The sequence below is a fragment of the Pseudarthrobacter sp. C4D7 genome (genome assembly GCF_013359725.1).
Lineage (GTDB): Bacteria > Actinomycetota > Actinomycetes > Actinomycetales > Micrococcaceae > Arthrobacter.
On the sequence record NZ_JABFMW010000001.1, the window covers coordinates 82,138 to 107,823 of the forward strand.

Consider the following 25,686-nt stretch of genomic DNA (forward strand, 5'->3'; position numbering starts at 1 on the left):
TTGTCGTCGGTAACGCGAAAACTCAAGACTTAACCGCCGGGTTGACCTCGGACTTCGTGATGGCACCTTCGGAGTTGCCCCAGCCGTCCAGGATCTTCTTGTAGGAGCCGTCCTCCATCAGCTTGGTGACAGCCTTCTGGATGACCTCAGCCCAGGCAGTGTCGCCCTTGGCCACGGCGATGCCCTGCGGAGCGGAGTCATAAACGTCGCCCAGCTTCTCCAGCTGGCCGTTGGTCTGGGTCAGGGCGTAGCCGATGATGGGTGAGTCGGCGGCCATGGCGTCGATGCTGCCGTTGACCAGGCGGGTGGTGACATCGGTCTGGTTCTTCAGGGTGACGATGTCGATGGGCTTCTTGCCGTCGGCGACGCACTTCTTGTTGCGGTCGGCCAGGTCCGGGTCTTCCTGCACGGTGCCGGTCTGCACGCCGATGGACTTGCCGCAGACGTCATCCAGGGAGAATTTGTTGGGGTTGCCCTTCTTCACGGCCCAGGCGGTGCCTGCGTTGAAGTAGCTGACCATGTTCACGGCGCCCAGGCGTTCCGGGTTGATGGTGAACGAAGAGATGCCCAGATCGTACTTGGGGCCGAGGGCCGGAAGGATACCGGTGAACTCAGCCGTCTGCACCTGGACCTTTAGTCCCAGGGTGGCGCCGATGGCCTTGGCGATGTCCACGTCGTAGCCCACCGGGGTCTGGCCGTCCGGACCGAGGAATTCGGCCGGGGCGTAGCTGGTATCGGAACCAACCGTGATGGTGCCCTTGGACTTGATGGCGTCCGGCACCATGGCGGCCAGGGCGTCGTCCTTCTTGACGGTGCTGGGATCAAAGCTGGTGCTGGCGCTACCCGACGGGTTGGCCGCGCTGGTGGGACCCGTTTCCGAGGCGTTGGTGCATGCTGAGAGGGCCAGGGCGCTGATGGCGATCATGGTGGCGGCGGTCAGCTTGGTGGTGCCCAGGAGGGTACGGGGAGTCTGCATTTCTTACCTTTTGTTGCAGGGGCTATGAGGTACTAACGCGGCTTATAGTGTAACGCTCAACAAGAGAGGTACGTCACACGCAACTAAGTTTCACTATTGGATAACTGTATCGATGACAAAATCAAGCCTTCCAAAGCAGCAGCCGTCTGTCATCCCAGACTCCGCGGCCGGACGGCGCAAAATAACCTCAGCTGTTGATGCCCAGGGACTCCAGCATCGGCCGGAACTTGGCCCAGGTCTCGGCCAGTTCAGCTTCCGGCTGCGAGCCGTCCACGATGCCGCACCCGGCATACAGCCGCACGGTCTCGGGGGACTCGATGACCGCACCGCGCAGGGCGATGCCCCACTCGCCGTTGCCGGCCGCGTCCAGCCACCCCACGGGACCGGCGTATGGCCCGCGGTCCAGGTGCTCCAGCTTGCGGATCAGTTCCCCGGCCACCAGCGTGGGTGTTCCGCAGACAGCAGCGGTGGGGTGCAGCGCGTTGATCAGGGCCAGGCAGGTGGGCACGTGGCCTTCCACCTCGGTGAGCTCGGCTTTCACGTCGGAGGCCAGGTGCCAGACGTTGGGCAGCTCCAGGATGAAGGGTTCGTCATGGGCATTCATCGCCTCGGAGAATGGCGCCAGCTGCTTGGTTAACGACTGGATGGCGATCTCATGCTCATGCCGCTGCTTCTCGGAACCGGCCAGGACGCGGGTGGCGTAGTCCATGGGCAGGCCGTCCTCGCCGTGCGCGTCGCGGCGGTCCAGGGTCCCGGCCAGGACGCGTGCCTGGGCGGTGCGCCCCTCCACCTGGATCAGCATCTCGGGGGTGGCACCCACCAGGCCGTCCACGCCGTAGGTCCAGCATTCGCGGTACCGCGCGGCCAGCTCCCGCAGCACATCCGCGGCATGTACGCCGGAGGGAATAGTTGCCACCACATCCCGCGCCAGCACCAGCTTCTCCAGGGCACCCGTGCGGATTTCGGCAACACCGGCGGCCACTGCTTCCATCCAGGCGTCCTCGCTGAGGGAGCCGGTGTGCAGCGTTGCGCCGGCAGCCAGCGAGAGGGGGCGGACGACGGCGCCACCCGCCGCGCCGGGCACGGCACCCACGGACCCGTCCCCGGCTGAGTCTCCTGCCGGCGTCGTGCCTTCCGTGGCGGAGGCAGTGCGGGAACCGCCGCCCAGCCAGCGGTTCAGGGCCGCGAGGGCTGTCTCTTCGGTGAGCCGGCCGTCGTCGAACGTCAAGTGCGTGAGCCACGCCTGGTTGTCCCGCACGCCCACCACAACCTCGGGCACAATCAGCCGGGACTCGTGGGCCGACGTCTTGGAGAAAGCAAAGGAGCCAAAGGCTACGGGCCCGGTGCCTGGCAGCTCCACGGAATCCGCCACCTCGGCCTCCAGGACCAGGTGCCGCCACCAGATGTCCGCCTCAAGGAACCGGTCCGGCCCCGTGGCGGTGAAGCGGGCGATCTCGCCGAAACCGGCCAGCCCGGCTTCGCGGCGGGTCCAGCAGAGGACATCGTCCCGGACCAGAAACGAAGGCAGTCCCCCGGGGAACGCTTTGCCATCCAGGGGGACCGTCAGGGTGCGGAACGTGCTCGTCATGATGAGACAACACTACTCCCGCGTACGCCGGCGCTTTCCCGGCCCCCGGACTCCCTCCAAAGGAGCCCGGCGGGGCTGGTCAGCACCGTCAGGAACATTTGAGACAATGTCATGGTGAACCGAGCATCCTTGGATAAGCGTCCGGACGAAGTAGCCACGATGTTTGACGACGTCGCACCAAAATACGACGTCGTCAACGATGTCCTCTCCATGGGGCAGACCCGCCGCTGGCGGAAGATCGTGGTGGATGCCATGGAAGTCTCCAAGGGCCAGCGGGTCCTGGACCTCGCGGCCGGAACCGGTACCTCCAGCGAGCCGTATGCCGATGCCGGCATAGACGTCGTGGCCTGCGATTTTTCCCTGGGCATGCTGAAGGTAGGCAAGCGCCGCCGCCCGGACATCGACTTCATTGCCGGTGACGCCACCAACCTGCCGTTCGCCGACAACACGTTCGACGCCACCACCATCTCCTTCGGCCTTCGCAACGTCAACGAGCCCAAGAAGGCGCTGGCCGAGATGCTGCGCGTCACCAAGCCCGGCGGCCGCCTGGTCATCGCCGAGTTCTCCCAGCCGGTGGTTCCGCTGTGGCGCACCATGTACACCGAATACCTGATGCGCGCCCTGCCCGCCATCGCCGTCAAGGTCGCCTCCAACCCGGACGCGTACGTCTACCTGGCCGAATCAATCCGCGCCTGGCCGGACCAGGACCACCTGGCCGCGTGGCTGCAGGAGAGCGGCTGGGAAAAGGTCACCTACCGCAACCTCACCGGCGGCATTGTGGCCGTGCACCGTGCGTTCAAGCCTGCCGAGTCCTCGCCTGACGGCGCTGCTGCCGCCATCGCTGCGCATAAAGGCCCGGTGGCCAAGCTGCGCCGCAACATCGTCCGCTGACCTGTGAAGGTACTGATTGTCGGCGCGGGTCCGGCCGGATCCACCGCCGCGTACTACCTGGCCAAGGCCGGCCTTGAGGTCACGGTCCTGGAAAAGACGGCGTTCCCCCGCGAGAAGGTCTGCGGCGACGGGCTGACCCCGCGCGCCGTCCGCGAGATCCAGAAGCTCGGCCTGCCGCACCCGGAGAACGATGGCTGGCGCCGGAACAAGGGCCTGCGCCTGATCGCCGGCGGCCGCACCATCGAGCTGCCCTGGCCCGAGGTGTCCGACTTCCCGCAGTACGGCCTGATCCGGACCCGACTGGGCTTCGATGAGGAACTGGCGCGGCACGCGGAGGCCGCCGGGGCCACCATCCTTGAGCGGCACAGCGTCACCGAAGCACTGCGGGACGACGCCGGCCGGGTCACCGGTGTCCGCGCAGCGCTCCTGGACGAGTCCGGACGCAAGACGGGGGAGACGCGTGACTTCAGCGCCGACGTCGTGCTTGCTGCCGACGGCAACTCCACCCGCACCGCCGTGTCCCTTGGGATCCAAAAGCGTGACGACCGCCCGCTAGGCGTGGCCGTCCGCACCTACTTCACCTCCCCGCGCACCGACGACGACTGGATGGAAGGCTGGCTGGAGCTTCCCGGCCGCGACGGCAAGCTGCTGCCCGGCTACGGCTGGGTGTTCGGCGTGGGCGACGGCACCTCCAACGTGGGCCTGGGCATCCTGAACTCCTCCAAGGAATTCGGCAAGCTCGACTACAAGCAGGTCCTGCGCGAATGGACCGCAGGCATGCCCGCCGACTGGGGCTTCACGCCGGAGAACCAGGTGGGGGAGATCCGCGGCGCCGCGCTCCCGATGGGCTTCAACCGCACCCCCCACTATTCGCCCGGCCTGCTCCTGCTGGGCGACGCCGGCGGCATGGTCTCGCCGTTCAACGGCGAAGGCATCTCCTACGCCATGGAGTCCGCGCGCTTCGCTGCCGAGTTCATCATCGATGCCTCCTCGCGCACGGCTGCTTCCGGCGGAACGTACGACGCCGATGCGCACCTTTCGCGGTACGCGGACTATGTGCGGGACCAGTGGGGCTCGCACTTCACCCTTGGCCGGGCTTTCGCCGCTCTGATCGGGAAGCCGGCCGTCATGAAGCTCGCACTGCGGACCGGCATGCCCATCCCGGTGCTGATGCGGTTCGTGGTTCGGCTCCTTGCCAACCTCACCGATCCCGCCGCGAAGGGCTTCGAGGACCGGGTGATCCGCGTTCTGGAATCCTTGGTCCCGGCCACATCCAATACCCCGTCAGCTCCGAACCAGCGGTATCCGCAACAAAAAGTTAGGGTTAACCCGTGACCAACTCCGCAGACCACAGCTGGACGCACGCCGGGCACGGCCTGCCGGACTCCGAACCCAGCCTCAACACCACCGCCATCGCCACAGGCCTCCAGCTGCCTGCTGGATTTGCGGCCATCGCGGGGGATGACGAGCTGGGCCCGGCCATCACCAACAACCTGGCCAAGGTGGAGAAGAAGCTCCGCGAGGCCATCGCCAACTCCGATCCCCTGGCTGACGCAACGTCGCGCCACCTGGTGGAAGCCGGTGGCAAGCGGATCCGGCCCCTGCTGACCCTGCTCTGCGCCCACCTCGGCGATGCCTCGCTGCCCGCCGTGGTGCAGGCCGCAGTCGTGGTGGAGCTGACGCACCTGGCCACCCTGTACCACGACGACGTCATGGACTCCGCCCCCTTCCGCCGCGGCGCCCCCACCGCGCACGAGGTGTGGGGCAACTCCGTCGCCGTCCTGACCGGGGACCTGATCTTTGCCCGCGCGTCCATCCTGGTGTCCGAGCTCGGAGGCCGCGCACTGGGCATCCAGGCGCGCACCTTCGAGCGGCTGTGCCTGGGCCAGCTGCACGAGACCGTGGGCCCGCGGCCGGATGAAGATCCGGTGGAGCACTACCTCTCCGTCATCGCCGACAAGACCGGTTCGCTGGTTGCCGCCTCCGGCCAGTTCGGTGCCATCTTCTCCGGCGCCGACGAAGCCTACGAGGACGTCCTGGTGGAGTACGGCGAGAAGGTGGGCGTGGCCTTCCAGCTCGCCGACGACGTCATCGATGTCACCGGCGTGAAGGTGAAGTCCGGCAAGTCCCCGGGAACCGACCTGCGCGAAGGGGTTCCCACGCTGCCGGTGCTGCTCCTGCGCAAGGCTGCCGCCGACGGCGACCAGTCCGCCGTCGACCTCCTGACCCTGATCGACGGCGACCTGTCCTCCGATGAGGCCCTGGCTGCAGCCGTTGCCGGGCTGCGCGAGCACCCTGTCACCGCCGAGTCCTGGGTGGTGGCGCGGCAGTGGGCCAAGGAAGCCATTGACGCCCTGGCTCCGCTGCCCGAAGGCGTGGTCAAGGAGTCGCTGTCCAACTTCGCGCTGGCCGTGGTGGACCGCGCCAGCTGATTTCAGTTCTCCAGAAGCCCGGGACCTCTGGTTGATCCAGCCGAGAGGTGCCGGGCTTCTTCGTTGGTCCCGTATTAGTTGCCGTTAAACGGGACAGCCCCGGTCCTCAACAACCGAAGCTGCTGTGGACCGGGGCTATCTCTCCGTTCGCATCAGACCCGCCGGAGGCGTTTAGCGGATCCGTGAATAGCTTATGACAAATCTGTCACAGAGCGCAAGTCCGCTGTAACTGCATCTGTCAAAATGTTTTTCCTGCCGAGTCTCCGCCGTACGCAGTTGAACAGCTCCCGCACGATTGCGTGATTTTTGGCCGGACGGGTGGCTCCGCACCCCGCGGATACGCGGGACAGGCAGCCCGCGAGCCCAGAAATCACGCAATTGCGTCAGCGACTCTGGTGGCGTTATCCACATGGAGAGCATCGTCTGCGTCGTGGCGGGCTGGGCGCAGACACGATGAGGCATGGATATCTGTGACTACCTGGCCAGACACGGGGGCGCAGCCCGCTCCCTTGACCTGCGAAAGGCCGGCTTCACGCGTACCCGGGTGGGCCAGGCCTTGGAGCTGGGCCTGGTGGTGAGACCCACGCGCGGCGTCTATGCGCTGCCCCGCGATGGGCGGATCGCGGGGGCTCTGGCAGCCGGCGGGCGGCTCACAGGTTTGTCTGCCGCGCCCATCTACCAGCTGTGGACTCTCAACAACCCATCCGGCCTGCACCTGAGCCGGAGCCACCCCACGCGCACACCCGGGGTGGTGGACCACGGCCGGCCCAAGCACCCGCGGCATGCCTGGCTGCCCGTACTGGGACTCGCGGACGTTCTTCTTCATGCCTTGCACTGCCTGCCGGAGCTGGACGCGCTGGTGATGGTGCAGTCGGCCGTGGGCAGCGGAGGCATCTCGCCCGATTTCCTCTACGCGCGCTGCCAGGGGCGCCGCAACGGGCGCGCCACATCGGTTCTGGACTTGGTGATTCCCCGTGCGGACTCCGTCCTGGAGGTGCTCGCAAATGTCCATTTCGCACGCGCCGGGCTCCGGGTTCGGCGGCACGTGTACATCGCCGGGGTTGGAGAAGTGGATTTCCTGGTTGAGGAGTGCCTGGTGGTGGAGACGGATGGAGCAACCCACTTCGAACCGAAATCCATCAAGCGGGACCAGCGGCGCAATAACCAGAGCATTATTGGCGGGTACCTGGTGCTGCGCTACTACTACGAGGACGTCATCCACCGTCCCGAGGCCATGGTGGCAGAGGTCCACGCGGTGCTAAGGACGTGGCGGAGGCCAGCGAACACCAGGCTTGGCGGCCTGTTTGCGTGATTTATGGGACGTTAAACGGAGGGTGCCCCTGCAAATGCAGGGGCACCCGTCAACATCCGGTCCATAAGTGACGCATTTACGTCATCGCAGGGAAGGGGCGCCTACTCTTCCTCTTCGTCCTCGAACGCCCACTCGAACATGTCGAAGACGAACTCGGAGAAGGTGCCTTCCTCGGACTTCCACTGACCGCGGGCATTGTTGCGGCGGTACACGATGGGGTCCGGGACGCTGAGGTCGCCCACGCGGAAGCCCCAGGTGAATGCTTCCTCTTCATCCTCGAGGAACATAAGGAAGCCTTCGTCATCGACTTCGAGCTCTTCGGGGTCCCAGAAGTAGTGGTAGGCCTCCATCAGGTCCTCGCAGCCGCCCAGGGCCAGGTAGAACTCGCGCAGGACCAGCGGGATCTCGAACTGGTGGTCCGCGAGGGCCTTGTCCAGCTCCTCCGGAGTCAGGCCGTCAGCTTCCTGCCATTCATCCTCGAGATACTTTGGAACAAGCGCGCGGAACTTCTCGAGGAACATGTCAGTCATGCTCATATCCTAGCTAATCTCCGGGCTCCCAAAATGACATGGAAGCAACGTCACAGCCCGGAATCGCCCGTCCTCCGGTGCCATCCGCGGACGGCCAGGGGAGCCTGCCACGACCGCCGCCACGCCAGAACCCTGAACGTGAACACCAGGGCCGCAATTCCGGCCGCCGTCAACACGTTCAGCACTCCGAAGACCCACAGCACCGCAGTCAACGATGAACCCAAAAAGGCCGGCAGCGCGTAGATGTCCTTCGGGTTGAACAGCTCGGGCACCTCATTGGCGGTGATGTCCCGGAGCAGGCCGCCGCCCACCGCCGTCGTCACACCGAGCAGCACCGATGCCACCGGGTTGAGGCCGGTGGCCAGCGCCTTGAGCGTGCCGGTCATGCAGAAGAGGGCCAGGCCGGCGGCATCGAACAGGATCAGCAGCGACGTGTAGCGCTGGACGCTGGAGAACAGGAAGAACACCAGCACAGTGGCCAGCAGCGGCGGCGCCAGGTACGCCGGATTGGTGAAGGCCGCCGGAACAATGACGAGGATGACATCGCGGATCACACCGCCGCCCAGGCCCACCAGCGAGGCCAGCAGCAGGGAGCCCACAATGTCGATCTGCTTCCGTGCCGCCAGCAGTGAGCCCGATACCGCGAAGAAGAACACGCCCAGCAGATCCAGCCACACCGGGGAGTTGTCAAAGGCGAAGGTCATGGTGCGTCCCGGTATTTCAAAGAGGGCGGACAGGGCGGCTCCAACGTTACGCTAGCCCCTATGAACAGCCCCATCATGATCGCCTGTGCCCATGGGACGTCCAACACACAGGGGGCCGCCGAGGTCAACGCCCTGCGCGCCGCCATCGCGGAACTGCGTCCGGACCTTGATGTCCGGGAGGCCTACGTGGACGTCCAGCAGCCGGACCTGGTGGACGTGGTGGCGGGCCTGCCGGCGGGGGAAACTGCCGTGGTGGTGCCGCTGCTGCTGAGCGTGGGCTACCACGTCAAGGTGGACATCGCACGGGCCGTGAAGAGCCGGCCGGGGAGTGCCGCCGCCGCGCCGCTGGGCCCCGACCCGCGCCTTGCAGCCCTGCTGGACCAGCGGCTGCGGGAGGCGGGCACCACCGATAACGACGTCATCGTCCTGGCCGCAGCGGGCTCATCCAATCCCAATGCCGCGGTGAGTGTCGAGGAGCTCCTGGGCCAGTTGCGGGCACTGCGGTCCAACCGGATGGTGGCCGCCTACGGTGCCTCGGCCCAGCCGTCCGTGCCCGACGCCGTCGCCATGCTGCGCGAGGAGCTCGCCGGGGGTGCCGGGGCGGGGGAGTCCGCCGGAGCGGTCGACGTCGGCGGCCGGGTGGTGATCGCCTCGTACCTCCTGGCGCCGGGCTTCTTCCACGACCAGCTGGCCAAGGCGGGTGCCGACGTGGTCACCCAGCCCCTGCTGCCGTCCCCGACGCTCGCGGAGATCGCGCTGGACAGGTACGACGCCGCCGTCGCCGCCATGCATGAAACACCCGCCGAAGCACCCGCGGCAGCCCCCGCCGACACCCCAAACGAGGCTCCCGCCGATGCACAGCAAGGTGGCTTCTTCAAGGTCCTCCAGCGTTTCGTGACGAAATATTTCCCTAGGTGACTTAGCGTTTCCGGACCTTTGTGACGGTATTCGGCGCCGCCCTACAGTCGATGCATGACTGATACAGCTCTAGCCGGAGCGTCGGCGGATTCCGCTGCACCCAAGCGCCCCGCCCGCCCGTCCCGCCCCGCTGCCAAGCCGCATGGCCAGTGGAAAGTGGACGGCAAGACGCCGCTGAACGCCAACGAAACCTGGAAGCAGGAAGACGACGGGCTGAACGTCCGCGAGCGTATCGAGACCATCTACGCCAAGGAAGGCTTCGACGCCATCCCCGGCCAGGACCTGCACGGCCGATTCCGCTGGTGGGGCCTGTACACCCAGCGCAAACCCGGCATCGACGGCGGCAAGACCGCAACCCTTGAGCCGCACGAGCTCGAAGACAAGTACTTCATGCTCCGTGTCCGGATCGACGGCGGGGCGCTCACCACCGAGCAGCTGCGCGTCATCGGCCAGATCTCCGTGGACTTCGCGCGGGACTCCGCCGACCTCACCGACCGCCAGAACATCCAGCTGCACTGGATCCGGGTGGAGGACATCCCCGAGATCTGGAACCGCCTGGAGTCCGTGGGCCTGTCCACCACCGAAGCCTGCGGCGACGTGCCCCGCGTCATCCTGGGATCGCCGGTGGCCGGCATCGCCAAGGACGAGATCATCGACCCCACCCCGCTGATCGCCGAGCTGGGGGAGCGGTTCATCGGCAACCCGTTGCTGTCCAACCTGCCCCGCAAGTACAAGACCGCCATCACCGGCCATCCCAGCCAGGACGTGGTCCACGAAATCAACGACTGCGCCTTCGTGGGTCTCCGGCACCCGGAACTGGGCGTTGGCTACGACCTGTGGGTGGGCGGCGCGCTGTCCACCAACCCCATGCTGGGCAAGCGCCTCGGCGCGTTCGTCAGGCCGGACCAGGCCGCGGACGTGTGGCTGGGCGTCACCAGCATCTTCCGGGACTACGGCTACCGCCGCATGCGCACCAAGGCCCGACTGAAGTTCCTCCTGGCCGACTGGGGCCCGGAGAAGTTCCGCCAGATCCTCGAGGACGAATACCTCGGCTACAAGCTGGCCGACGGTCCGGCAGCGCCCAAGCCCGCCACCCCCGGCGACCACGTGGGCGTGCACGAACAGAAGGACGGCAGGTTCTTCATCGGTGCCACCCCGCTGGCTGGCCGCCTGTCCGGCGCAGCGCTGGTCAAGCTTGCCGACACGCTGGAGGCCCGCGGCTCCTACCGGCTGCGCACCACCCCGCACCAGAAGCTCGTGGTCCTGGACGTCGAGAAGGACCAGGTGGAGCCGCTGGTGGCTGAACTGGACGAGCTGGGCCTGTCCGCCCGCCCGTCCGTGTTCCGCCGTGGCACCATCGCCTGCACCGGCATCGAATACTGCAAGCTGGCCATCGTCGAAACCAAGATGACGGCCGCCGGTGCTGTTGCCGAGCTGGAACGCCGCCTGGCCGACCTCGCCGAATCCGGCCAGCTGCCGCAGGCACTCTCCCTGCACATCAATGGCTGCCCCAACTCCTGCGCCCGCATCCAGACGGCGGACATCGGCCTCAAGGGCATGATGCTGCCAACGCCCGACGGCGATCCCTCCCCGGGTTTCCAGGTCCACCTGGGCGGCGGGCTGGCCAACAACGACCGCGAGGAAGCAGGCCTGGGACGCACCGTCCGTGGCTTGAAGGTCTATGTCGACGACCTGCCCGACTACGTGGAGCGTGTGGTCCGCCGTTTCGTGGCAGACCGTGCCGAAGGCCAGACCTTCGCCGAATGGGCCCACGCAGCAGACGAGGAGGCGCTCCAGTGAATCCCCAGCCACTCCCCAACCTCGCAAGCTCGGCCGGGGGCCCCGGTGGCCGTGGCCCCTCATTTGGAGTAGATCCGGTGGCAGGCGATGCCGAGGCTTCAGCCCAGGTTGAGGCCACGGTGGCAACCGCCGCCCCGACTGCCCTCCGCTCCAAGGAAGAACTCAAGGCCCTTGCCGAGGCCGGCGCTGCCGAACTCGGCTGGGACGCCTCGGCCAGCGACGTGATCGCCTGGGTGGAACGGAACTTCGACCTCCGTGCCGTCGCCGTTGCCTGCTCCATGGCAGACGCCGTCCTGCCCGCGCTGGTCGCTGACCAGATGCCCGGCGTGGATGTCCTGTTCCTGGAGACCGGGTACCACTTCCCGGAGACCTACGCCACCCGTGACGAGGTGGCCGCCAACCTGCGCGTCAACGTGGTGGACGTCCTTCCCGAGACCACCGTGGAGCAGCAGGACCGGCTGCTGGGCAAGGACCTCTTTGCCCGCGACGCCGCCCAGTGCTGCGCCCTGCGCAAGGTGGCCCCGCTGCAGCGGACCCTCGCCGGCTACGAACTGTGGTTCACCGGCGTCCGCCGCGACGAAGCGCCCACCCGCACCAACACCCCGCTGGTCACCTGGGACGAGAAGAACGGCCTGGTCAAGGTCAACCCCATGGCTGCCTGGACGTTCGACCAGCTGGTCCAGTACTCCGACGACAACCTTTTGCCCGTCAACCCGCTGCTTTCCCAGGGGTACCCCTCCATTGGCTGCCAGCCCTGCACCCGGAAGGTGGCGCCCGGCGAGGACCCCCGCGCCGGCCGCTGGGCAGGATCCGACAAGACAGAATGCGGACTACACGTATGAGCACTTCACTGACCGAGGAGACCAAGGTGACCGACGCCGCCGTATCCACGCGCCTGTCCAGCCTGGACACCCTCGAATCCGAAGCGATCCACATCATCCGCGAGGTTGTTGCCGAATTCGAGAAGCCTGCGCTGCTGTTCTCCGGCGGCAAGGACTCCGTGGTGATGCTGCACCTGGCCACCAAGGCCTTCTGGCCGGGCAAGGTGCCGTTCCCCGTGCTGCACGTGGATACCGGGCACAACTTCCCCGAGGTCATCGACTTCCGCGACCGTACCGTGGAGCGCCTTGGCCTGAAACTGGTGGTGGGTTCCGTGCAGGAGTTCATCGACCGCGGCGAACTCGCCGAGCGTGCCGACGGCACCCGCAACCCGCTGCAGACCGTTCCTCTGCTGGACGCCATCCAGCAGAACAGGTTCGACGCCGTGTTCGGCGGCGGCCGCCGCGACGAGGACAAGGCCCGTGCCAAGGAACGCATCCTGAGCCTCCGGGACGAGTTCGGCCAGTGGGATCCGCGCAACCAGCGGCCCGAGCTGTGGAACCTGTACAACGGCCGGCACACCGTGGGCCAGCACGTCCGCGCGTTCCCCATCAGCAACTGGACCGAGCTGGACATCTGGCGCTACATCGAGCGCGAGAACATCGAACTCCCCGGCCTGTACTACGCCCACGAACGCGAAGTCTTCGCCCGCGACGGCATGTGGCGCGCCGTGGGCGAGGTATCCCAGCCGCGTCCCGACGAGCAGGTCATTACCAAGACCGTCCGTTACCGCACCGTGGGGGACATGTCCTGCACCGGGGCCGTGGAATCCAACGCCTACACGGTGTCCGACGTGGTGGTTGAAGTCGCCGCCTCCACCCTGACCGAACGTGGCGCCACCCGCGCAGATGACCGCATCTCCGAGGCCGCCATGGAAGACCGCAAGAAGGACGGGTATTTCTAATGACCACCGAAGCAGTTCTCCCGGCGGACCTGGAAACAGCCCTGCCCACCACGCTCTTCCGCTTTGCCACGGCCGGATCGGTCGACGACGGCAAGTCCACGTTGGTGGGCCGCCTCCTCCATGATTCCAAGGCGATCCTCGCTGACCAGCTTGACGCCGTGGCCCGGACCTCGGCGGACCGCGGGTTCGGCGGCGACAAGGGCGGCATCGACCTGGCCCTGCTGACCGACGGCCTGCGTGCCGAGCGCGAACAGGGCATCACCATCGACGTGGCCTACCGCTACTTCGCCACCGACCAGCGCAGCTTCATCCTGGCCGACTGCCCCGGGCACGTGCAGTACACCAAAAACACGGTGACGGGCGCGTCTACCGCGGATGCCGTCGTCGTCCTCATTGACGCCCGCAAGGGTGTCCTGGAGCAGACCCGCCGGCACCTGTCCGTGCTGCAGCTGCTGCGCGTGGCGCACGTGATTGTGGCCGTGAACAAGATCGACCTGGTGGACTTCAGCGAGTCCGTGTTCCGCGGCATCGAAGCCGACGTCCAGCAGGTGGGCCGCGAACTGGGCCTGGGCTCCGACGGCATCAGCGACCTGCTGGTCATCCCCGTCTCTGCGCTCGACGGCGACAACGTGGTGGAGCGCTCGGAGCGCACCCCCTGGTACACCGGCCCGGCACTGCTGGAGGTCCTCGAAACCCTCCCCGCCGCCGACGAACTGGAAAGCCACCTTGAAAGCTTCCGCTTCCCGGTGCAGCTGGTGGTCCGGCCGCAGGGTGCACTGGCTCCCGACGCCGTCGCTGCCGGCCTGGATGTGGAGGCCTACCGCGACTACCGCGCGTACGCCGGACAGATAACCGAGGGCTCCGTGAAGGTGGGTGACCAGGTGTCCGTGCTGACCCCGGGCCAGTCGCCGCGGACCACCACCGTGGTGGGGATCGACTTCGCCGGAGCGTCGCTGCAGGAAGCTGCCGCCCCGCAGTCTGTGGCCATCCGGCTGGCGGACGAGTTCGACGTCGCCCGCGGTGACACCATTGCCGCAGCCGGTACCGTCAGGGAAGCTTCCGCGGACCTGTACGCCGCCTTGTGCTGGCTGTCACCGAAGCCGCTCCGCGAAGGCCAGAAGGTCCTGGTCAAGCACGGCACCCGGACCGTCCAGGCGATGGTCCGCAGCGTCTCCGGCAAGCTGGATTTGGCCACCTTCAAGCTCGAAGGTGCCTCAAGCCTGGAGCTCAACGACATCGGCCACGCGCAGCTCCGCCTCGCCGCCCCGCTGCCGCTGGAGAACTACCTGCACCACCGCCGTACCGGTGCGTTCCTGGTGATCGACCCGCTGGACGGCAACACGCTGGCAGCCGGCCTGGTCAAGGACCACCCGGGCGACCACGAGGACGAGCGCTACAGCATATAGGTCCGCCCACACCGCTGGAACCCTGGGGGCCGCCGTATTTTTACGGCGGCCCCGCACTGTTTCCGGCGATTTCGAGGTCCTGCGGGAATCCGCACAAGAAACCACAAAGGTTCCCACCGGCCCTTTCGTGGCCCCGGGAGGCATGGGAAGCTCAGGGATCGCTTCGCCGGTGCCGTGGTTGTGGTTCCGGCCTGTTTCGTCGAGGGGGACACGATGCCGGCCATTTACCGGTGGAACACCAAAGCCACCATCCGTTTTGCACGGGATGCCCGTGAGTGGGGAATCCCCCCGCGCCGCGCGCTCATCATCGCGCTGTTGCCTCTTGCAATCGCCCTCGCAGCCGCGGCCACTGTTGTGCACCCGCCCCTTTTCATCTGGCTCCTCGACGAAGACTCCCTGGTGGAGTGGCTGCAGTTCCTTGCCCTGGGGGCCGCGGGGATTTTCCTGCCCCTCATGGCGTTCCGGCTGGCCAAAACCGGCCACAAAGCCATGGCCCTTTTGTACGGGGTGGTTGCGGCCGGTGTCTGGTTCCTGGCGGGGGAGGAGATCTCCTGGGGCCAGCGCATCTTCGGCTGGCAGACACCGGAGGCTATGGAAGCGATCAACCGCCAGGGGGAGACCACCGTGCACAACATCGGCGGGGTGCAGGAACTGGTACCCGCCGCCATGCTGCTGGCGAGCCTCTACGGCGCCTGTGCTCCCTTGGTGTGGAACGCAGTGCGCGGCCACTGGAGGTACGCCACGCCCGCGCACCTCCTGGTTCCGCCGCTCTGCGTGGTGCCGGCCTTCGGGCTGGCCGCGGCCTACCGCCTCTTCCGCCTGATCGTGTGGCCCGCACCTGATTACGGCATTTCCGAGTACGGCGAAGTGATGGAACTTTCCCTGTACCTGGGGCTGGCTCTGTTCTGCTGGTTCAACCTTCGCCGCGTGGTGCCGGTCCGGCCTGCTGCCCGCACCCCACGCCACCGGCTCACGGCAGCCGCCTAGATCTACCCGTTGACGGTGCGGCACAACTGGCGGCATCTGGTCAATGCCCGGGGCAGCCGAATCCGCCGAACCGGTCAGCGATGCGGCGGAATGTGACGCTGGATGAACGTGCGTGACCCCCCGTTTCCGCGTCATTGAACGGGTTGGGGCCGCTCCCTATGGTGAAACAATGACTAGTTCCAAGCCCGGGATGACCCGCATCGTGGCAGGCGAGAGCGCGGTCCCCACGCGCAGGCGCGCCGTCGAAGCTGCCCTGGCCATCGGCCTGGTCCTGCTGATCGCCGTGGGGGCCATTGTTGCCTCCAACATTTCCCGCAACACCGAAGCGCAGGCCGCCGAACCCACCCCGGCCGCAGAGCTGAAACTGGGCTACTTCGGCAACGTCACGCACGCCCCGGCCCTGGTGGGCGTCGCCAAGGGCTTCCTGGCCGAGGCCCTGGGCGGCACCAAGCTCAGCACCGAGACCTTCAACGCAGGACCTGCAGCGATCGAGGCCCTCAACGCGGGGGCCATCGATGCGGCCTATATCGGCCCGAACCCCGCCATCAACTCCTTCGCCAAGAGCCAGGGCCAGTCCGTGCGCGTCATCGCCGGTGCCGCGGCGGGCGGCGCCCAGCTGGTGGTCAAGCCAGGCATCAATTCCGCAGCGGACCTCCGGGGCAAGACCCTGGCAACGCCGCAGCTGGGCGGGACCCAGGACGTCGCCCTGCGCGCCTGGCTCGCCAGGCAAGGGTACAAGACCAGCGTGGACGGCAGTGGCGATGTGGCCATCAACCCCACGGACAACGCCCAGACCCTCAAACTGTTCCAGGACGGAAAGCTCGACGGCGCGTGGCTGCCTGAGCCGTGGGCCTCGCGTTTGGTGCTCCAGGCCGGAGCCAAGGTCCTCGTGGACGAAAAGGACCTGTGGGACGGCTCAGCCACCGGCAAACCGGGGGAGTTCCCCACCACCGTCCTGATCGTGAACCAGAAGTTCGCCGCCGACCATCCGGACACCGTCAAGGCGCTGCTGGCCGGGCACGCCAAGTCGGTGGCATGGCTCAACTCCGCACCGGCCGACGAGAAGGCCGGCCTGATCAATGACGCCTTGCAGGAATCCGCCGGGGCCGCGCTGCCGGCCGACGTGCTGAACCGTTCCCTCGCCAACATCACCTTCACCCTCGACCCGCTGGCCGGCAGCTACCCCAAGCTGCTGCAGGACGGGGTGGACGCCGGCACCACCAGGAAAGCCGACATCAACGGCCTGTTCGACCTCACCGCGCTCAACCAGGTCAACGGCGCCGGCAAAATCTCCGCAGCCGGCCTCGGCCAGGACTGACTCCCACCCACTACCAAAGGACGCCACCATGCCAGTCGTACTGGAACACCTGGGCAAGCGCTTCGGCGACGGCGCCCCGGTACTGGACGACGTCAACGCCAACATCAAGCAGGGCGAGTTCGTTGCCCTCCTGGGTGCCTCCGGCTGCGGCAAATCCACCCTCCTGAACATCATCGCGGGACTGGAAGCGCCGACGTCGGGCGCCCTGGAAGTGCCCAGCGACGGCGCCGCCTTCATGTTCCAGGACGCCGCACTGTTCCCCTGGCTGACTGCCCGGGAGAACATCGAGCTGGCCCTGAAACTGCGGGGCGTGGGCAAGGCCGAACGCCGCACCAAGGCCCAGGAACTGCTTGAACTGGTGCACCTGGGATCCGCGGGGGACAAGCGCCCGCACGAGCTCTCCGGCGGCATGCGCCAGCGCGTGTCCCTGGCACGATCCCTTGCCCAGGACCGGCAGCTGCTGCTCATGGACGAGCCCTTTGCCGCCCTCGACGCCATCACCCGTGACCTGCTGCACGATGAGCTGGAACGCATCTGGAAGGAAACCGGGCGCACCATCGTCTTCGTCACCCACAACGTCCGTGAAGCCGTCCGCCTCGGCCAGCGGGTGCTGCTGCTGTCCTCCCGTCCCGGCCGCGTGGTCCAGGAATGGGCGGTCACCGAGGAACACCGAACCGACGCCGGGCTCGCCGGCCAGCTGACCGGGGTCATCACCGCCCGGCTGCGGGAGGAGATTCGCCGCCATGCCAAGTAACCCGACACCGCTCGCCGAGGTGACCGAAACCCGTGAGCACGTGCATGCCGCTTTGACGCGAACATCCACCGGGCATGAGGACCTCCGGGAACTTGAGTCCGGCCTGGACTCGCTGCAGTCCGACTCCGACCGCAAGCACCGCATCGACTGGACCCGGATCCTGCTGCCTATTGCCGCGCTGGTGGTCCTGGTGCTGATCTGGCAGTTCTACGTTTCCCTGGGACTCAAGCGCCGCGACCAGGTGCCCGGCCCCCTGGACGTGATGAACCAGATGGCCGTCCTCTGGACCGAAGGGAAAGTCCAGGAATCCGTCTGGACGTCGCTGCAGCGCGGCATTGTGGGGTTCGTGATCAGCGTGGCCATCGCCACCCCGGTGGGCCTGCTGCTGGCACAGGTTGCCCCGTTGAGGCGCGCCTTCGGGCCGTTGATCTCCGGGCTGCAGGTGCTGCCGTCCGTTGCGTGGGTTCCCGCGGCCATCATCTGGTTCGGCCTTACCGACGCCACCGTGTATTTCGTGGTGTTCATGGGCGCCATCCCGTCCATCATCAACGGTCTCATCTCCGGTGTGGACCAGATCCCGCCGCAGTACCGGCGCGTTGGGACCGTCCTGGGCGCGTCCCGGCTGCAGATGGCGCTGCAGGTCATCCTTCCCGCCGCGCTGCCCGGCTACCTGGGCGGCCTCAAACAGGGCTGGGCCTTCTCCTGGCGGTCCCTCATGGCGGCGGAAATCATCGCCGTGGGCGGCACCATCGGCTTCGGCCTGGGCTCGCTGCTGGACCAGGGCCGGGACCTGTCCGACATGGCCATGGTGATGGCGGCGATCCTGCTGATCCTCGCCGTGGGCATCCTGATCGAGCTGCTGGTCTTCGGCCCCATTGAGAAGCGCCTCCTGCGCCGCCGCGGGCTCCTGGCCGGCAGCACCCGCTGACCCAACCCCCTCCCAACGCACGCAAGAGCCCGACGGCGACCTCCCGCCGTCGGGCTCTGCCGTTCCCCGGCGCATGGCAGACTGGCGCCATGACCTTCAGCTTCGTGTGCCGCACCGAATCCCGGCGTCCCGTGGAGCAGCTCTTCGACCGTGCCCGCAGCATCGACCTGCACGTGGACTCCCAGAAGGACTCGGGGGAGCGGGCGGTTGGCGGCGTCACCAAGGGGCTCATCGGAGCAGGCCAGCACGTCACCTGGCGGGCCAAGCACTTCGGCATTCCCCTCACCATGACCAGCCGGGTCACCTCCCTTGACTTCCCCCGCAGCTTCACCGACGAGCAGGTCAAGGGACCCTTCAGGTCCTTCCGGCACGTCCACGAGTTCACCCCCACGGTCGCGGGAAGCATCATGACGGACCGGGTGGAGTTCACCGCCCCGCTGGGAGTCCTGGGCCGCGTCGTCGAGCGCCTCATCCTGGCCCGGTACCTGGAACGGCTGATCACCAACCGGGGCAACTTCCTCGCCGGCCGCGCCTGAAATCCTTTGTGACGCAGCGTTACCTTACGTGAACTGGTGTTGCTGACCCTTTGTAGGCCAATGTGACGCCGCCCTACCGTTGATCCATGGCAATTCAGGACATTTACCCCACGGCGCTGCGGCTCCTCGGCCGCCCCGTGCTGGTGGTGGGCGGCGGCCCCGTTGCTGCCCGCCGCGCCAAGGGACTGCTCGACGCCGGTGCCGTGGTCACCGTCGTGGCCCCGGTTGCCTCGCCCGCGCTGCAGGAAATGGCCGACGCCGGCCTGGTCACCTGGGAAGCGCGGCCCTACCGCTCCAGCGATGTGGACGGCGCCTGGTTCGTCCAGACCGCCACGGGCGTTCCGGACGTGGACGCCCAGGTTTCGGCCGACGCCGAGGCGCAGCGGGTGTGGTGCGTCAACGCCTCCAACCATGAAGCTTCCGCCGCCTGGACCCCCGCCGTCGCCGTGGTGGACGACGTCAAGATCGCCGTCAACGCCGGGGGAGACCCGCGCCGGGCCATGGCCGTCCGCGATGCTGTCGCCACCGCGCTCGAAACCGGGGACCTGCCGCTGCGCCGCCGCCGCGCGCACCGTGGATCCGTCGCCCTCGTTGGTGGCGGCCCGGGCGACACCGGGCTCATCACCGTCCGCGGCCGCCGACTCCTGGGCCAGGCTGACGTCGTCGTCGCCGACCGCCTGGGCCCCCGCGGACTGCTCGCCGAACTCGCCCCGGACGTCCGCGTCATCGAGGTGGGCAAGACCCCCGGCCACCACCCCGTGCCGCAGGCAGAGATCAACCGGATCCTCGTCGAGGAAGCGCTCCAGGGCCACCGCGTGGTCCGGCTCAAGGGCGGCGACCCGTATGTGCTGGGACGCGGCGGCGAGGAAGCCGAGTACTGCCGGCAGCACGGCGTGGAGGTTGAGGTGGTGTCCGGCGTGACGTCCGCCATCTCCGTCCCCGCCGCCGCAGGCATCCCCGTCACGCACCGCGGACTGGCCAAGGGCTTCAGCGTGGTCACCGGCCACGAGGAACTCTCCGAGGTCCCGGCCCGCGCAGACCACACCATCGTCCTGCTCATGGGCGTCGGCCAGCTCCGCGAATCCGCGTCCGCGCTGGGCGAAGCCGGACTGCCCGCAGACACCCCTGTTGGTATCGTGGAAAACGGCTATTTGCCGGACCAGCGCGTCACCATCGGCACGCTCGGTTCCATCGCCGAGCAGGCCCAGGCGGCCGGCGTCGCAAATCCTGCCGTGATTGTCATCGGTGACGTGGTGCGCGTGAGCCCGTTCGCGCCGTCGCACTTCAAAACCGCTGACTACAGCACCACCACCCCGAACAGCCCCCGCAAGACCGTCCTCACCACCTGAAACCCATCGATTGCTCCGTACTTGTCGTTATGAGCCTTCAAAACGACAAGTACTCAGCAATCGATGCAGAAGAAAAGGAACACAGCCGTGTCATCCAGCACTACCGTAGGATCTGCTGCGCGTCCGCTGCGCGTCGCCGTCGTGGGCTCCGGCCCGGCCGGTGTCTACGCCGCCGACATCCTCACCAAGAGCGAAGCCGTCAAGAGCGGCGAGCTGACCGTCAGCATCGACCTCTTTGACCGCTACCCGGCACCCTACGGCCTGATCCGCTACGGCGTGGCCCCGGACCACCCCCGCATCAAAGGCATCGTGAACGCCCTGCACAAGGTGCTGGACCGCGGCGACATCCGCTTCTTCGGCAACGTGGACTATGGCACGGACCTCACCATCGAGGACCTCCGCAAGCACTACGACGCGGTCATCTTCGCCACCGGCGCCATCAAGGACGCGGACCTGAACATCCCTGGCGTCGAACTGGAAGGCTCCTTCGGCGGTGCCGACTTCGTCTCCTGGTACGACGGCCACCCGGACGTCCCGCGGGAATGGCCGCTGGAGGCCAAGGAAATCGCCGTGATCGGCAACGGCAACGTGGCCCTGGACGTTGCCCGCGTCCTGTCCAAGCACGCCGATGACCTGCTGGTCACCGAGATCCCGGACAACGTTTACGCCGGCCTGAAGGCCTCGCCCGTCACCGACGTGCACGTCTTCGGCCGCCGCGGCCCTGCCCAGGTCAAGTTCACCCCGCTGGAGCTGCGCGAGCTGTCCCACTCCAAGGACGTGGACATCATCCTGTACCCGGAGGACTTCGAGTTCGACGAGGAATCGGACCGCCAGATCCAGACGAACAACCAGACCAAAACCATGGTGGGCACGCTCACCAACTGGATCGCCGAGCAGCCCGAGGACCTCTCCGAGCTCAAGGCTTCCCGCCGCCTGCACCTGCACTTCCTGCACAGTCCGGTGGAGATCTACGACGACGCCGAGGCCCCCGGCAAGGTGGCGGGCATCAAGTTCGAGCGCACCGAGCTGGACGGCACCGGCAACGCCCGCGGCACCGGCGAGTACGTGGACTACCCGGTCCAGGCCGTGTACCGCGCCATCGGCTACTTCGGTTCCGCCCTGCCGGACGTCGAGTTCGACCACAAGAAGGGCGTTGTCACCAACGACGGCGGCCGGGTCCTGGACGCCTCCGGCCAGCATGTGCCGGGTCTCTACGCCACCGGCTGGATCAAGCGCGGACCGGTCGGCCTCATCGGCCACACCAAGGGCGACGCGCTGGAAACCGTTACGTACCTGCTGGAAGACCGCGAAAACCTTCCGGTCGCCGAGGCGCCTGCAGCGGAGGCCGTGACTGAACTCCTGGATGCCCGCGGTGTGAAGTTCACCAGCTGGGAAGGCTGGCTGGCATTGGATGCCCACGAGCTGGCCCTCGGCGCCGCAGCCACCGAGGCCGGCGGCTCGCACGGCGTGGAGGTCAAGCGTGAGCGCGTCAAGGTGGTGCCGCGCGAGGACATGGTTTCCATTTCGCGTGACGGTGTCGCCGCCCAGGTCTAGGACCCGGGTACAGGAAGCGCGGGGCCCGGGGGTCCCGCGTTTCCTGCGTTTAACAATCGATGTAGCCCGGCCGGGCTATTTACCCGCACCGCCGATGGCCATGAGCTCCAGCCGCCGCAGCGTTTCCCGGTTGCGGGCCGAGATCAGGGGAACGCGCAGGGCCTTGGGCATCAGTTTGCCGGGGCCGTGGATGGCGTCTTCGGCAATGGTCACCAGGCATTGTGCTCCGCGGTCCTCCAGGGTGATCTCCACTTTGGCCTCACCCAAGGGCCAGCCCCGCGCCACAAGCTCCAGCGAGCGGCCGGGCTCGACGGCGGTCACGCGGGAGCTGTCGTCGAGCACCAGCGGCCAGGCGCCCACCGAGTGGTGGAGATTGGCCCCCACCTGCGGCCATTCAGCGTCCACGTCCCTGATCCGGGAGGCGCCCACCACCCAGCCTGAGTACAGCCAGCCGTTGGCGATGACGCGCCAGACGTCGGCGGCGGGGGCCTTGAACAGCTGAGAGAGGGTGGACATGGGGGTCCTTTCGGTTGCGGGGGTGCTTTCCTGAAGCTGCAGCGCGGGGTCCGTCGCGGGCGCCTTGTGCAGGGGGCGTCCGACGGCGGGAGGTGCGGGCCGCCGAGCGGCCCGGTAGGACGGCTTCCGCAGGCGCCGGGTCCAACTGTAGGCCTGCGCCCCGGGCGGCTGGTGCTCCAGGGGGTCGAAACGCAAGGGGGTGTCGGCGGGGTTGGCCCCTGCCTGCAGCCGCACCTCACCGCATTCCCGCCAACGGCCACCCGGCGCTGCCCAGTACAGTCCCAGTACCCATTCCCCGGATGCCAGGGAACCCGGCGGCAGGCTCCGGGTCCGCAGCCCCAGCAGCACGGGGCCCCGGCTTCCCTGGTAGGGCATGAGCGTAGTCATGGCGGCTCCTGCCACACCCAGCCGCGGCACCAGCAGGAACCGGCCCGGCAGCCCCCACCCGGTGGAGGCAAAGAGGATGTCCGCGGGGCCTGGGCCGGCAGCCGGCGAAACGCGGAGGGCCAGGCCAAGGATGTCCGGCAGTGACTGCGGCAATCCCAGGGACCGGGAAAAGCGGGCCGCCACCTGGTCGGTGCCCGGCGAGTCCAGCCAGTCGATCCCGCTGGGGCCGCCCGGGTTGCCGGTCCTGGTCACAGTTCCGGAGAGCCCCAGTCCGTCGGGGTGGATGGGCCGGTCCGGCCGGGCCAGTTTCAGGAGCCGGAAGAGGCCTGCGAAAGCCTGGCCGGCACCCGAAGTGATGGCGGAACTCACGCGCAGTTGCTGGGTCATATGTCCTTCCTACCCACATCCACCGGAAACTACATGCGGCCAAACCGGGCCCGGACCAGCGCGAAGATCCCGTACGCGATGAAACCGGCACCGATGGCCACCAGCAGGGCGGGACCGAAAGGGTGGTCCTGCAGGGCCTTGAGTCCGCCGTCCAGTCCGGTGGATTCGTCCGGCCGGTGTTTGGCGGCGGCAATGACGAACAGTAGCCCGGTGAGGTTCAGTGCGATGCCCTTGGCCACGTGGCCGGTAACGCCCAGGCCGTCGATGAGCCTGCCACGGCGGGTGCCGTCAAAGTGGAACAGCTCTTCCTTGAATCCACGCCGTACGCCCTTGATGACGAAGTAGACCCCGATGCCAAGGATGGTCAGTCCCAGCGCCACCAGGACCCAGGGCCCCACGGGGTTGGCCATCAGGATGGCGCTGAAGTCCCTGGTCCTGTCGCCCGAGTCGCTGCGCTGCCCCACCGCAAAGCCCGCGAAGGTCAGTCCCACGCTCCCGTACGCGATGGCCAGGAATCCCGAGGACGCCAGCTTGGCCAGCCTTTCCTTCCGCGGGAGGCTCCTGGCCCTCAGCGTGGCCTCGCTGGCCTGCCACAACGCCAGGCCCAGGCACGCCGCCACGCATCCCCAGAGCACGATGGGGCCCCACGGGTTGTCGCCCAGGCGGGCGATGGCCCCGGTGGTCTCCGCATCCCCGGGGTGGCCGAAGGCGATGGCGATGGCGATCACTCCCACGATGATGTGGAGCAGCGCCATCACGGCAAATCCAGACCGTGCCAGGACGTCCAGGGCCTTGGCGTTGGACGCCTCCTCCACAGCGTCCGCTGCCCGGCTGAGGGTGGAGTCGCCGTCGGACATCTGCTAGCCGTTCATGGGACCTTCGGCCCGCAGCTTCTCTGCACCGGGTCCCTCCACGTGGATGGTGCAGCGGACCACCAGCCGGCCGGGGGCGTTGTCGAGTTCCACGAGGGATTCGTCCGCGCTGAGGACGGTGAAGACCTCGGAGCCGGGGACAACGCCAACGCCTTTGGCTTGTGCCGTCTCACGGGCATTCGCCAAGGCCTCCCGCTGCAGCCCGTCCACATAGCCGCCGTCACCTTCACGGGCGGGGTCCCCGAAGGCCCAGCCGAACAATGTCCCTGTGTTTCCCATGGCCACGATATTACGCGGTTGCCCCTGCCAAGGACCGGGTTTCGTAATATTAGTAAGTGTGCTTACCATGGGCGGACCATACCTCGATGGAACACGGCACGTGAAGTCCGCGGCACACCGGTTCCCCGGAACCGATCACAACGTTAGGAACGCACATCATGGCAGGAAATCTCATTGCCCGTTCGGTACACGACCTGACGGCAGCAGCCTGGTTCGGTGGATCCCTGATGGGCGCCATCGGCCTCAACGGGGCAGCAGCCCAGGCCAAGGATCCCGCAGAACGCACCCGGCTCTCCAGTGCCGGCTGGATGAAGTGGGCGCCGTTCCAGACGGCGGCGTTCGCCACCCACCTGGCGGCGGACCTCGCCATTGCCTGGGAAAACAAGGGCCGCATCGCCAAGCAGGAGGGCGTGGCCCGCGATACCGCCATCAAGACGGCGGTGACCGTGGTGGGCGCCGCGGTGACCCTGTATTCAGGCATCCTGGGCAAGAAGGTGGAGAAGCTGGCCGGTGAGGGCGCCGAAGGTGCCACCGAACCGCACGCTGCGGCCTCCGACGAATTGAAGTCAGCCCAGCAGCAGCTCAAGGCGCTCCAGTGGGCCATCCCCGGCTTTGCCGCCCTGGTGATCATCCTGGGCGCCAAGCACGGCGAGATGCAGCGCCCCAAGAACGTGATTTCGGGCCTGCTCCGCGACTAGCGGACCAGCACGACACAGAGCGGACGACGGCGGCCCGGCACCACAGTGCCGGGCCGCCGGCATGTCCGCGGCGAGAAGAGCGCCGGTTCCACGTGCCCGGCTACTCGGCCAGCCACTCCGCGCACGAGTTCAAGTTCCGGTTCACGCTGGCCACGGCGGCGTCCCCGTCCCGCTGCGTGATGGCGTCCAGCAGCGTTTCATGGCCATCGCGGGGGAGTCCATTGAAGCCCGGCCGGGCCTGTTGCTTTAACAGGTCCTGATGGAATGCGGTCCCGAAGCTGGCGTACAGCTCGTGCAGCAGCGGGTTGCCGGATGCCCGGGCGATCCCCTCATGGAAGCTCCAGTCCGCGTCCGCCCAGGCCTCAACGTCGCCGTTGTTCCAGGCCTGGTCCCGGGCGGCGAGGAGCTCGCGCAGGCGGGCGACGTCGTCGTCCGTTGCATTGCGTGCGGCCAGCCGCGCAGCCTGGGTGTCCAGGCCCAGCCGGACTTCCAGGATGTGCTGCTCTGTATGGTCCTGGTACATGCGGCGGGCGGCCCCTGACATCTCGCTCGTGGCGCGCACATAGGTGCCGTCCCCGCGCCGCACCTCCAGCATTCCGCCGTGCGCCAGGGCCTTGATGGCTTCGCGAAGTGTGCCTCGGGAGACCCCCAGCCGGGCCATGAGTTCAGGTTCGGACGGGATGCGCTGGTCCAGCGGCCACTCGCCGGAGTGCACCATGTCCCGCAGTTTGGACGTGACCTCGGCAGCGAGCGGCTGGCGGGTGGACGGACTCAGGGCCAT

General features: G+C 67.5%; 25 protein-coding genes. 17 read left to right on the forward strand and 8 right to left on the reverse strand.

The genetic code is table 11. The features are described from left to right. Positions 1 to 22 precede the first annotated feature (22 nt). Together HNO81_RS00410 and HNO81_RS00415 are read right to left on the reverse strand one after the other, a co-directional pair. Positions 23 to 976, reverse strand: a complete 954-nt coding sequence (locus HNO81_RS00410) for an ABC transporter substrate-binding protein (protein ID WP_175316195.1) — start codon at positions 974 to 976, stop codon at positions 23 to 25. A 187-nt stretch (positions 977 to 1,163) separates the two neighbouring features. Beyond that, on the reverse strand, positions 1,164 to 2,564 hold the full coding sequence (locus HNO81_RS00415) for an isochorismate synthase MenF (RefSeq protein ID WP_175316196.1): 1,401 nt from the start codon (positions 2,562 to 2,564) through the stop codon (positions 1,164 to 1,166). A 114-nt stretch (positions 2,565 to 2,678) separates the two neighbouring features. Here HNO81_RS00415 and HNO81_RS00420 point away from each other — a divergent pair, with 114 nt between their 5' ends. The 4 genes from HNO81_RS00420 (at position 2,679) to HNO81_RS00435 (ending at position 7,199) form a co-directional block, all read left to right on the forward strand. Continuing rightward, complete coding sequence (locus HNO81_RS00420; protein WP_371818130.1) at positions 2,679 to 3,455, forward strand: demethylmenaquinone methyltransferase; 777 nt, start codon at positions 2,679 to 2,681, stop codon at positions 3,453 to 3,455. Positions 3,456 to 3,458: 3 nt separating this feature from the next. Further along, the gene (locus tag HNO81_RS00425; RefSeq protein WP_175316198.1) at positions 3,459 to 4,790 is read left to right on the forward strand and encodes a geranylgeranyl reductase family protein; all 1,332 of its coding nucleotides are present in this window, start codon (positions 3,459 to 3,461) and stop codon (positions 4,788 to 4,790) included. Next, on the forward strand, positions 4,787 to 5,887 hold the full coding sequence (locus tag HNO81_RS00430; RefSeq protein ID WP_175316199.1) for a polyprenyl synthetase family protein: 1,101 nt from the start codon (positions 4,787 to 4,789) through the stop codon (positions 5,885 to 5,887). Before HNO81_RS00425 ends, HNO81_RS00430 begins: the two co-directional genes overlap by 4 nt. Before the next feature lie 460 nt (positions 5,888 to 6,347). Then, positions 6,348 to 7,199 carry a type IV toxin-antitoxin system AbiEi family antitoxin domain-containing protein gene (locus HNO81_RS00435; protein ID WP_175316200.1) on the forward strand — a complete coding sequence of 284 codons (852 nt, stop codon included), beginning with the start codon at positions 6,348 to 6,350 and terminating at the stop codon, positions 7,197 to 7,199. Between the two features lie 101 nt (positions 7,200 to 7,300). Here the strand turns inward: HNO81_RS00435 and HNO81_RS00440 are convergent, their stop codons facing one another. Both HNO81_RS00440 and HNO81_RS00445 read right to left on the reverse strand, forming a co-directional pair. Next, on the reverse strand, positions 7,301 to 7,729 hold the full coding sequence (locus tag HNO81_RS00440) for a hypothetical protein (RefSeq protein ID WP_175316201.1): 429 nt from the start codon (positions 7,727 to 7,729) through the stop codon (positions 7,301 to 7,303). A gap of 50 nt (positions 7,730 to 7,779) precedes the next feature. Next, entirely contained in the window at positions 7,780 to 8,433 is a 654-nt protein-coding gene (locus tag HNO81_RS00445; protein ID WP_175316202.1) for a trimeric intracellular cation channel family protein, read from the reverse strand. A 60-nt stretch (positions 8,434 to 8,493) separates the two neighbouring features. Between HNO81_RS00445 and HNO81_RS00450 the strand changes: the two genes are divergently transcribed. From HNO81_RS00450 to HNO81_RS00505, 12 genes are all read left to right on the forward strand, one after another. Continuing rightward, positions 8,494 to 9,351, forward strand: a complete 858-nt coding sequence (locus HNO81_RS00450) for a sirohydrochlorin chelatase (RefSeq protein WP_175316203.1) — start codon at positions 8,494 to 8,496, stop codon at positions 9,349 to 9,351. Between the two features lie 54 nt (positions 9,352 to 9,405). Further along, a complete protein-coding gene (locus tag HNO81_RS00455; RefSeq protein ID WP_175316204.1) occupies positions 9,406 to 11,151 on the forward strand; it encodes a nitrite/sulfite reductase in 1,746 nt (581 codons plus the stop codon). After that, positions 11,148 to 11,993, forward strand: a complete 846-nt coding sequence (locus HNO81_RS00460; protein WP_371818131.1) for a phosphoadenylyl-sulfate reductase — start codon at positions 11,148 to 11,150, stop codon at positions 11,991 to 11,993. Before HNO81_RS00455 ends, HNO81_RS00460 begins: the two co-directional genes overlap by 4 nt. Next, positions 11,990 to 12,934: a sulfate adenylyltransferase subunit CysD gene (gene cysD / locus HNO81_RS00465; RefSeq protein WP_175316205.1), complete on the forward strand. Its 945-nt coding sequence runs from the start codon at positions 11,990 to 11,992 to the stop codon at positions 12,932 to 12,934. The genes HNO81_RS00460 and cysD overlap by 4 nt, the downstream gene beginning before the upstream one ends. Continuing rightward, a complete protein-coding gene (locus tag HNO81_RS00470; RefSeq protein WP_175316206.1) occupies positions 12,934 to 14,340 on the forward strand; it encodes a sulfate adenylyltransferase subunit 1 in 1,407 nt (468 codons plus the stop codon). The genes cysD and HNO81_RS00470 overlap by 1 nt, the downstream gene beginning before the upstream one ends. Positions 14,341 to 14,553: 213 nt before the next feature. After that, on the forward strand, positions 14,554 to 15,327 hold the full coding sequence (locus HNO81_RS00475; protein ID WP_175316207.1) for a hypothetical protein: 774 nt from the start codon (positions 14,554 to 14,556) through the stop codon (positions 15,325 to 15,327). A 190-nt stretch (positions 15,328 to 15,517) separates the two neighbouring features. Continuing rightward, complete coding sequence (locus HNO81_RS00480; RefSeq protein ID WP_175316431.1) at positions 15,518 to 16,645, forward strand: ABC transporter substrate-binding protein; 1,128 nt, start codon at positions 15,518 to 15,520, stop codon at positions 16,643 to 16,645. A gap of 28 nt (positions 16,646 to 16,673) precedes the next feature. Further along, positions 16,674 to 17,399, forward strand: coding sequence for an ABC transporter ATP-binding protein (locus tag HNO81_RS00485; RefSeq protein WP_175316208.1), 726 nt, complete (start codon positions 16,674 to 16,676; stop codon positions 17,397 to 17,399). Next, complete coding sequence (locus tag HNO81_RS00490) at positions 17,389 to 18,327, forward strand: ABC transporter permease (protein ID WP_175316209.1); 939 nt, start codon at positions 17,389 to 17,391, stop codon at positions 18,325 to 18,327. The genes HNO81_RS00485 and HNO81_RS00490 overlap by 11 nt, the downstream gene beginning before the upstream one ends. 89 nt (positions 18,328 to 18,416) lie before the next feature. Beyond that, on the forward strand, positions 18,417 to 18,863 hold the full coding sequence (locus tag HNO81_RS00495; RefSeq protein WP_175316210.1) for an SRPBCC family protein: 447 nt from the start codon (positions 18,417 to 18,419) through the stop codon (positions 18,861 to 18,863). A gap of 86 nt (positions 18,864 to 18,949) precedes the next feature. Further along, entirely contained in the window at positions 18,950 to 20,212 is a 1,263-nt protein-coding gene (cobA, locus tag HNO81_RS00500; protein ID WP_175316211.1) for a uroporphyrinogen-III C-methyltransferase, read from the forward strand. An 87-nt stretch (positions 20,213 to 20,299) separates the two neighbouring features. Further along, positions 20,300 to 21,766, forward strand: a complete 1,467-nt coding sequence (locus HNO81_RS00505) for an FAD-dependent oxidoreductase (protein ID WP_175316212.1) — start codon at positions 20,300 to 20,302, stop codon at positions 21,764 to 21,766. Between the two features lie 75 nt (positions 21,767 to 21,841). Here HNO81_RS00505 and HNO81_RS20050 read toward each other — a convergent pair whose 3' ends face one another. Genes HNO81_RS20050 through HNO81_RS00520 form a run of 3 tightly spaced genes read right to left on the reverse strand, consistent with a single transcriptional unit; the run spans position 21,842 to position 24,207 of the window. After that, positions 21,842 to 23,056: an SRPBCC family protein gene (locus HNO81_RS20050; protein ID WP_254703242.1), complete on the reverse strand. Its 1,215-nt coding sequence runs from the start codon at positions 23,054 to 23,056 to the stop codon at positions 21,842 to 21,844. A gap of 29 nt (positions 23,057 to 23,085) precedes the next feature. Continuing rightward, entirely contained in the window at positions 23,086 to 23,913 is an 828-nt protein-coding gene (locus tag HNO81_RS00515; RefSeq protein WP_175316213.1) for a DUF1206 domain-containing protein, read from the reverse strand. Positions 23,914 to 23,916: 3 nt separating this feature from the next. Then, entirely contained in the window at positions 23,917 to 24,207 is a 291-nt protein-coding gene (locus tag HNO81_RS00520) for a hypothetical protein (protein WP_175316214.1), read from the reverse strand. A 158-nt stretch (positions 24,208 to 24,365) separates the two neighbouring features. Between HNO81_RS00520 and HNO81_RS00525 the strand changes: the two genes are divergently transcribed. Continuing rightward, positions 24,366 to 24,905: a hypothetical protein gene (locus HNO81_RS00525; RefSeq protein WP_175316215.1), complete on the forward strand. Its 540-nt coding sequence runs from the start codon at positions 24,366 to 24,368 to the stop codon at positions 24,903 to 24,905. Between the two features lie 100 nt (positions 24,906 to 25,005). Here the strand turns inward: HNO81_RS00525 and HNO81_RS00530 are convergent, their stop codons facing one another. Next, positions 25,006 to 25,686: a FadR/GntR family transcriptional regulator gene (locus HNO81_RS00530; protein ID WP_175316216.1), complete on the reverse strand. Its 681-nt coding sequence runs from the start codon at positions 25,684 to 25,686 to the stop codon at positions 25,006 to 25,008.

Coding starts and splice junctions, on each gene's coding strand:
- HNO81_RS00485 (WP_175316208.1), top strand. CDS start 16,674: ATGCCAGTCGTACTGGAACACCTGGGCAAGCGCTTCGGCGACGGCGCC.
- HNO81_RS00410 (WP_175316195.1), bottom strand. CDS start 976: ATGCAGACTCCCCGTACCCTCCTGGGCACCACCAAGCTGACCGCCGCC.
- HNO81_RS00475 (WP_175316207.1), top strand. CDS start 14,554: ATGCCGGCCATTTACCGGTGGAACACCAAAGCCACCATCCGTTTTGCA.
- HNO81_RS20050 (WP_254703242.1), bottom strand. CDS start 23,056: ATGACCCAGCAACTGCGCGTGAGTTCCGCCATCACTTCGGGTGCCGGC.
- HNO81_RS00530 (WP_175316216.1), bottom strand. CDS start 25,686: ATGGCCCTGAGTCCGTCCACCCGCCAGCCGCTCGCTGCCGAGGTCACG.
- HNO81_RS00435 (WP_175316200.1), top strand. CDS start 6,348: ATGGATATCTGTGACTACCTGGCCAGACACGGGGGCGCAGCCCGCTCC.
- HNO81_RS00450 (WP_175316203.1), top strand. CDS start 8,494: ATGAACAGCCCCATCATGATCGCCTGTGCCCATGGGACGTCCAACACA.
- HNO81_RS00525 (WP_175316215.1), top strand. CDS start 24,366: ATGGCAGGAAATCTCATTGCCCGTTCGGTACACGACCTGACGGCAGCA.
- HNO81_RS00455 (WP_175316204.1), top strand. CDS start 9,406: ATGACTGATACAGCTCTAGCCGGAGCGTCGGCGGATTCCGCTGCACCC.
- HNO81_RS00495 (WP_175316210.1), top strand. CDS start 18,417: ATGACCTTCAGCTTCGTGTGCCGCACCGAATCCCGGCGTCCCGTGGAG.
- HNO81_RS00445 (WP_175316202.1), bottom strand. CDS start 8,433: ATGACCTTCGCCTTTGACAACTCCCCGGTGTGGCTGGATCTGCTGGGC.
- HNO81_RS00515 (WP_175316213.1), bottom strand. CDS start 23,913: ATGTCCGACGGCGACTCCACCCTCAGCCGGGCAGCGGACGCTGTGGAG.
- cysD (WP_175316205.1), top strand. CDS start 11,990: ATGAGCACTTCACTGACCGAGGAGACCAAGGTGACCGACGCCGCCGTA.
- HNO81_RS00470 (WP_175316206.1), top strand. CDS start 12,934: ATGACCACCGAAGCAGTTCTCCCGGCGGACCTGGAAACAGCCCTGCCC.
- HNO81_RS00480 (WP_175316431.1), top strand. CDS start 15,518: ATGACCCGCATCGTGGCAGGCGAGAGCGCGGTCCCCACGCGCAGGCGC.
- HNO81_RS00440 (WP_175316201.1), bottom strand. CDS start 7,729: ATGACTGACATGTTCCTCGAGAAGTTCCGCGCGCTTGTTCCAAAGTAT.
- HNO81_RS00415 (WP_175316196.1), bottom strand. CDS start 2,564: ATGACGAGCACGTTCCGCACCCTGACGGTCCCCCTGGATGGCAAAGCG.
- HNO81_RS00490 (WP_175316209.1), top strand. CDS start 17,389: ATGCCAAGTAACCCGACACCGCTCGCCGAGGTGACCGAAACCCGTGAG.
- HNO81_RS00520 (WP_175316214.1), bottom strand. CDS start 24,207: ATGGGAAACACAGGGACATTGTTCGGCTGGGCCTTCGGGGACCCCGCC.
- cobA (WP_175316211.1), top strand. CDS start 18,950: ATGGCAATTCAGGACATTTACCCCACGGCGCTGCGGCTCCTCGGCCGC.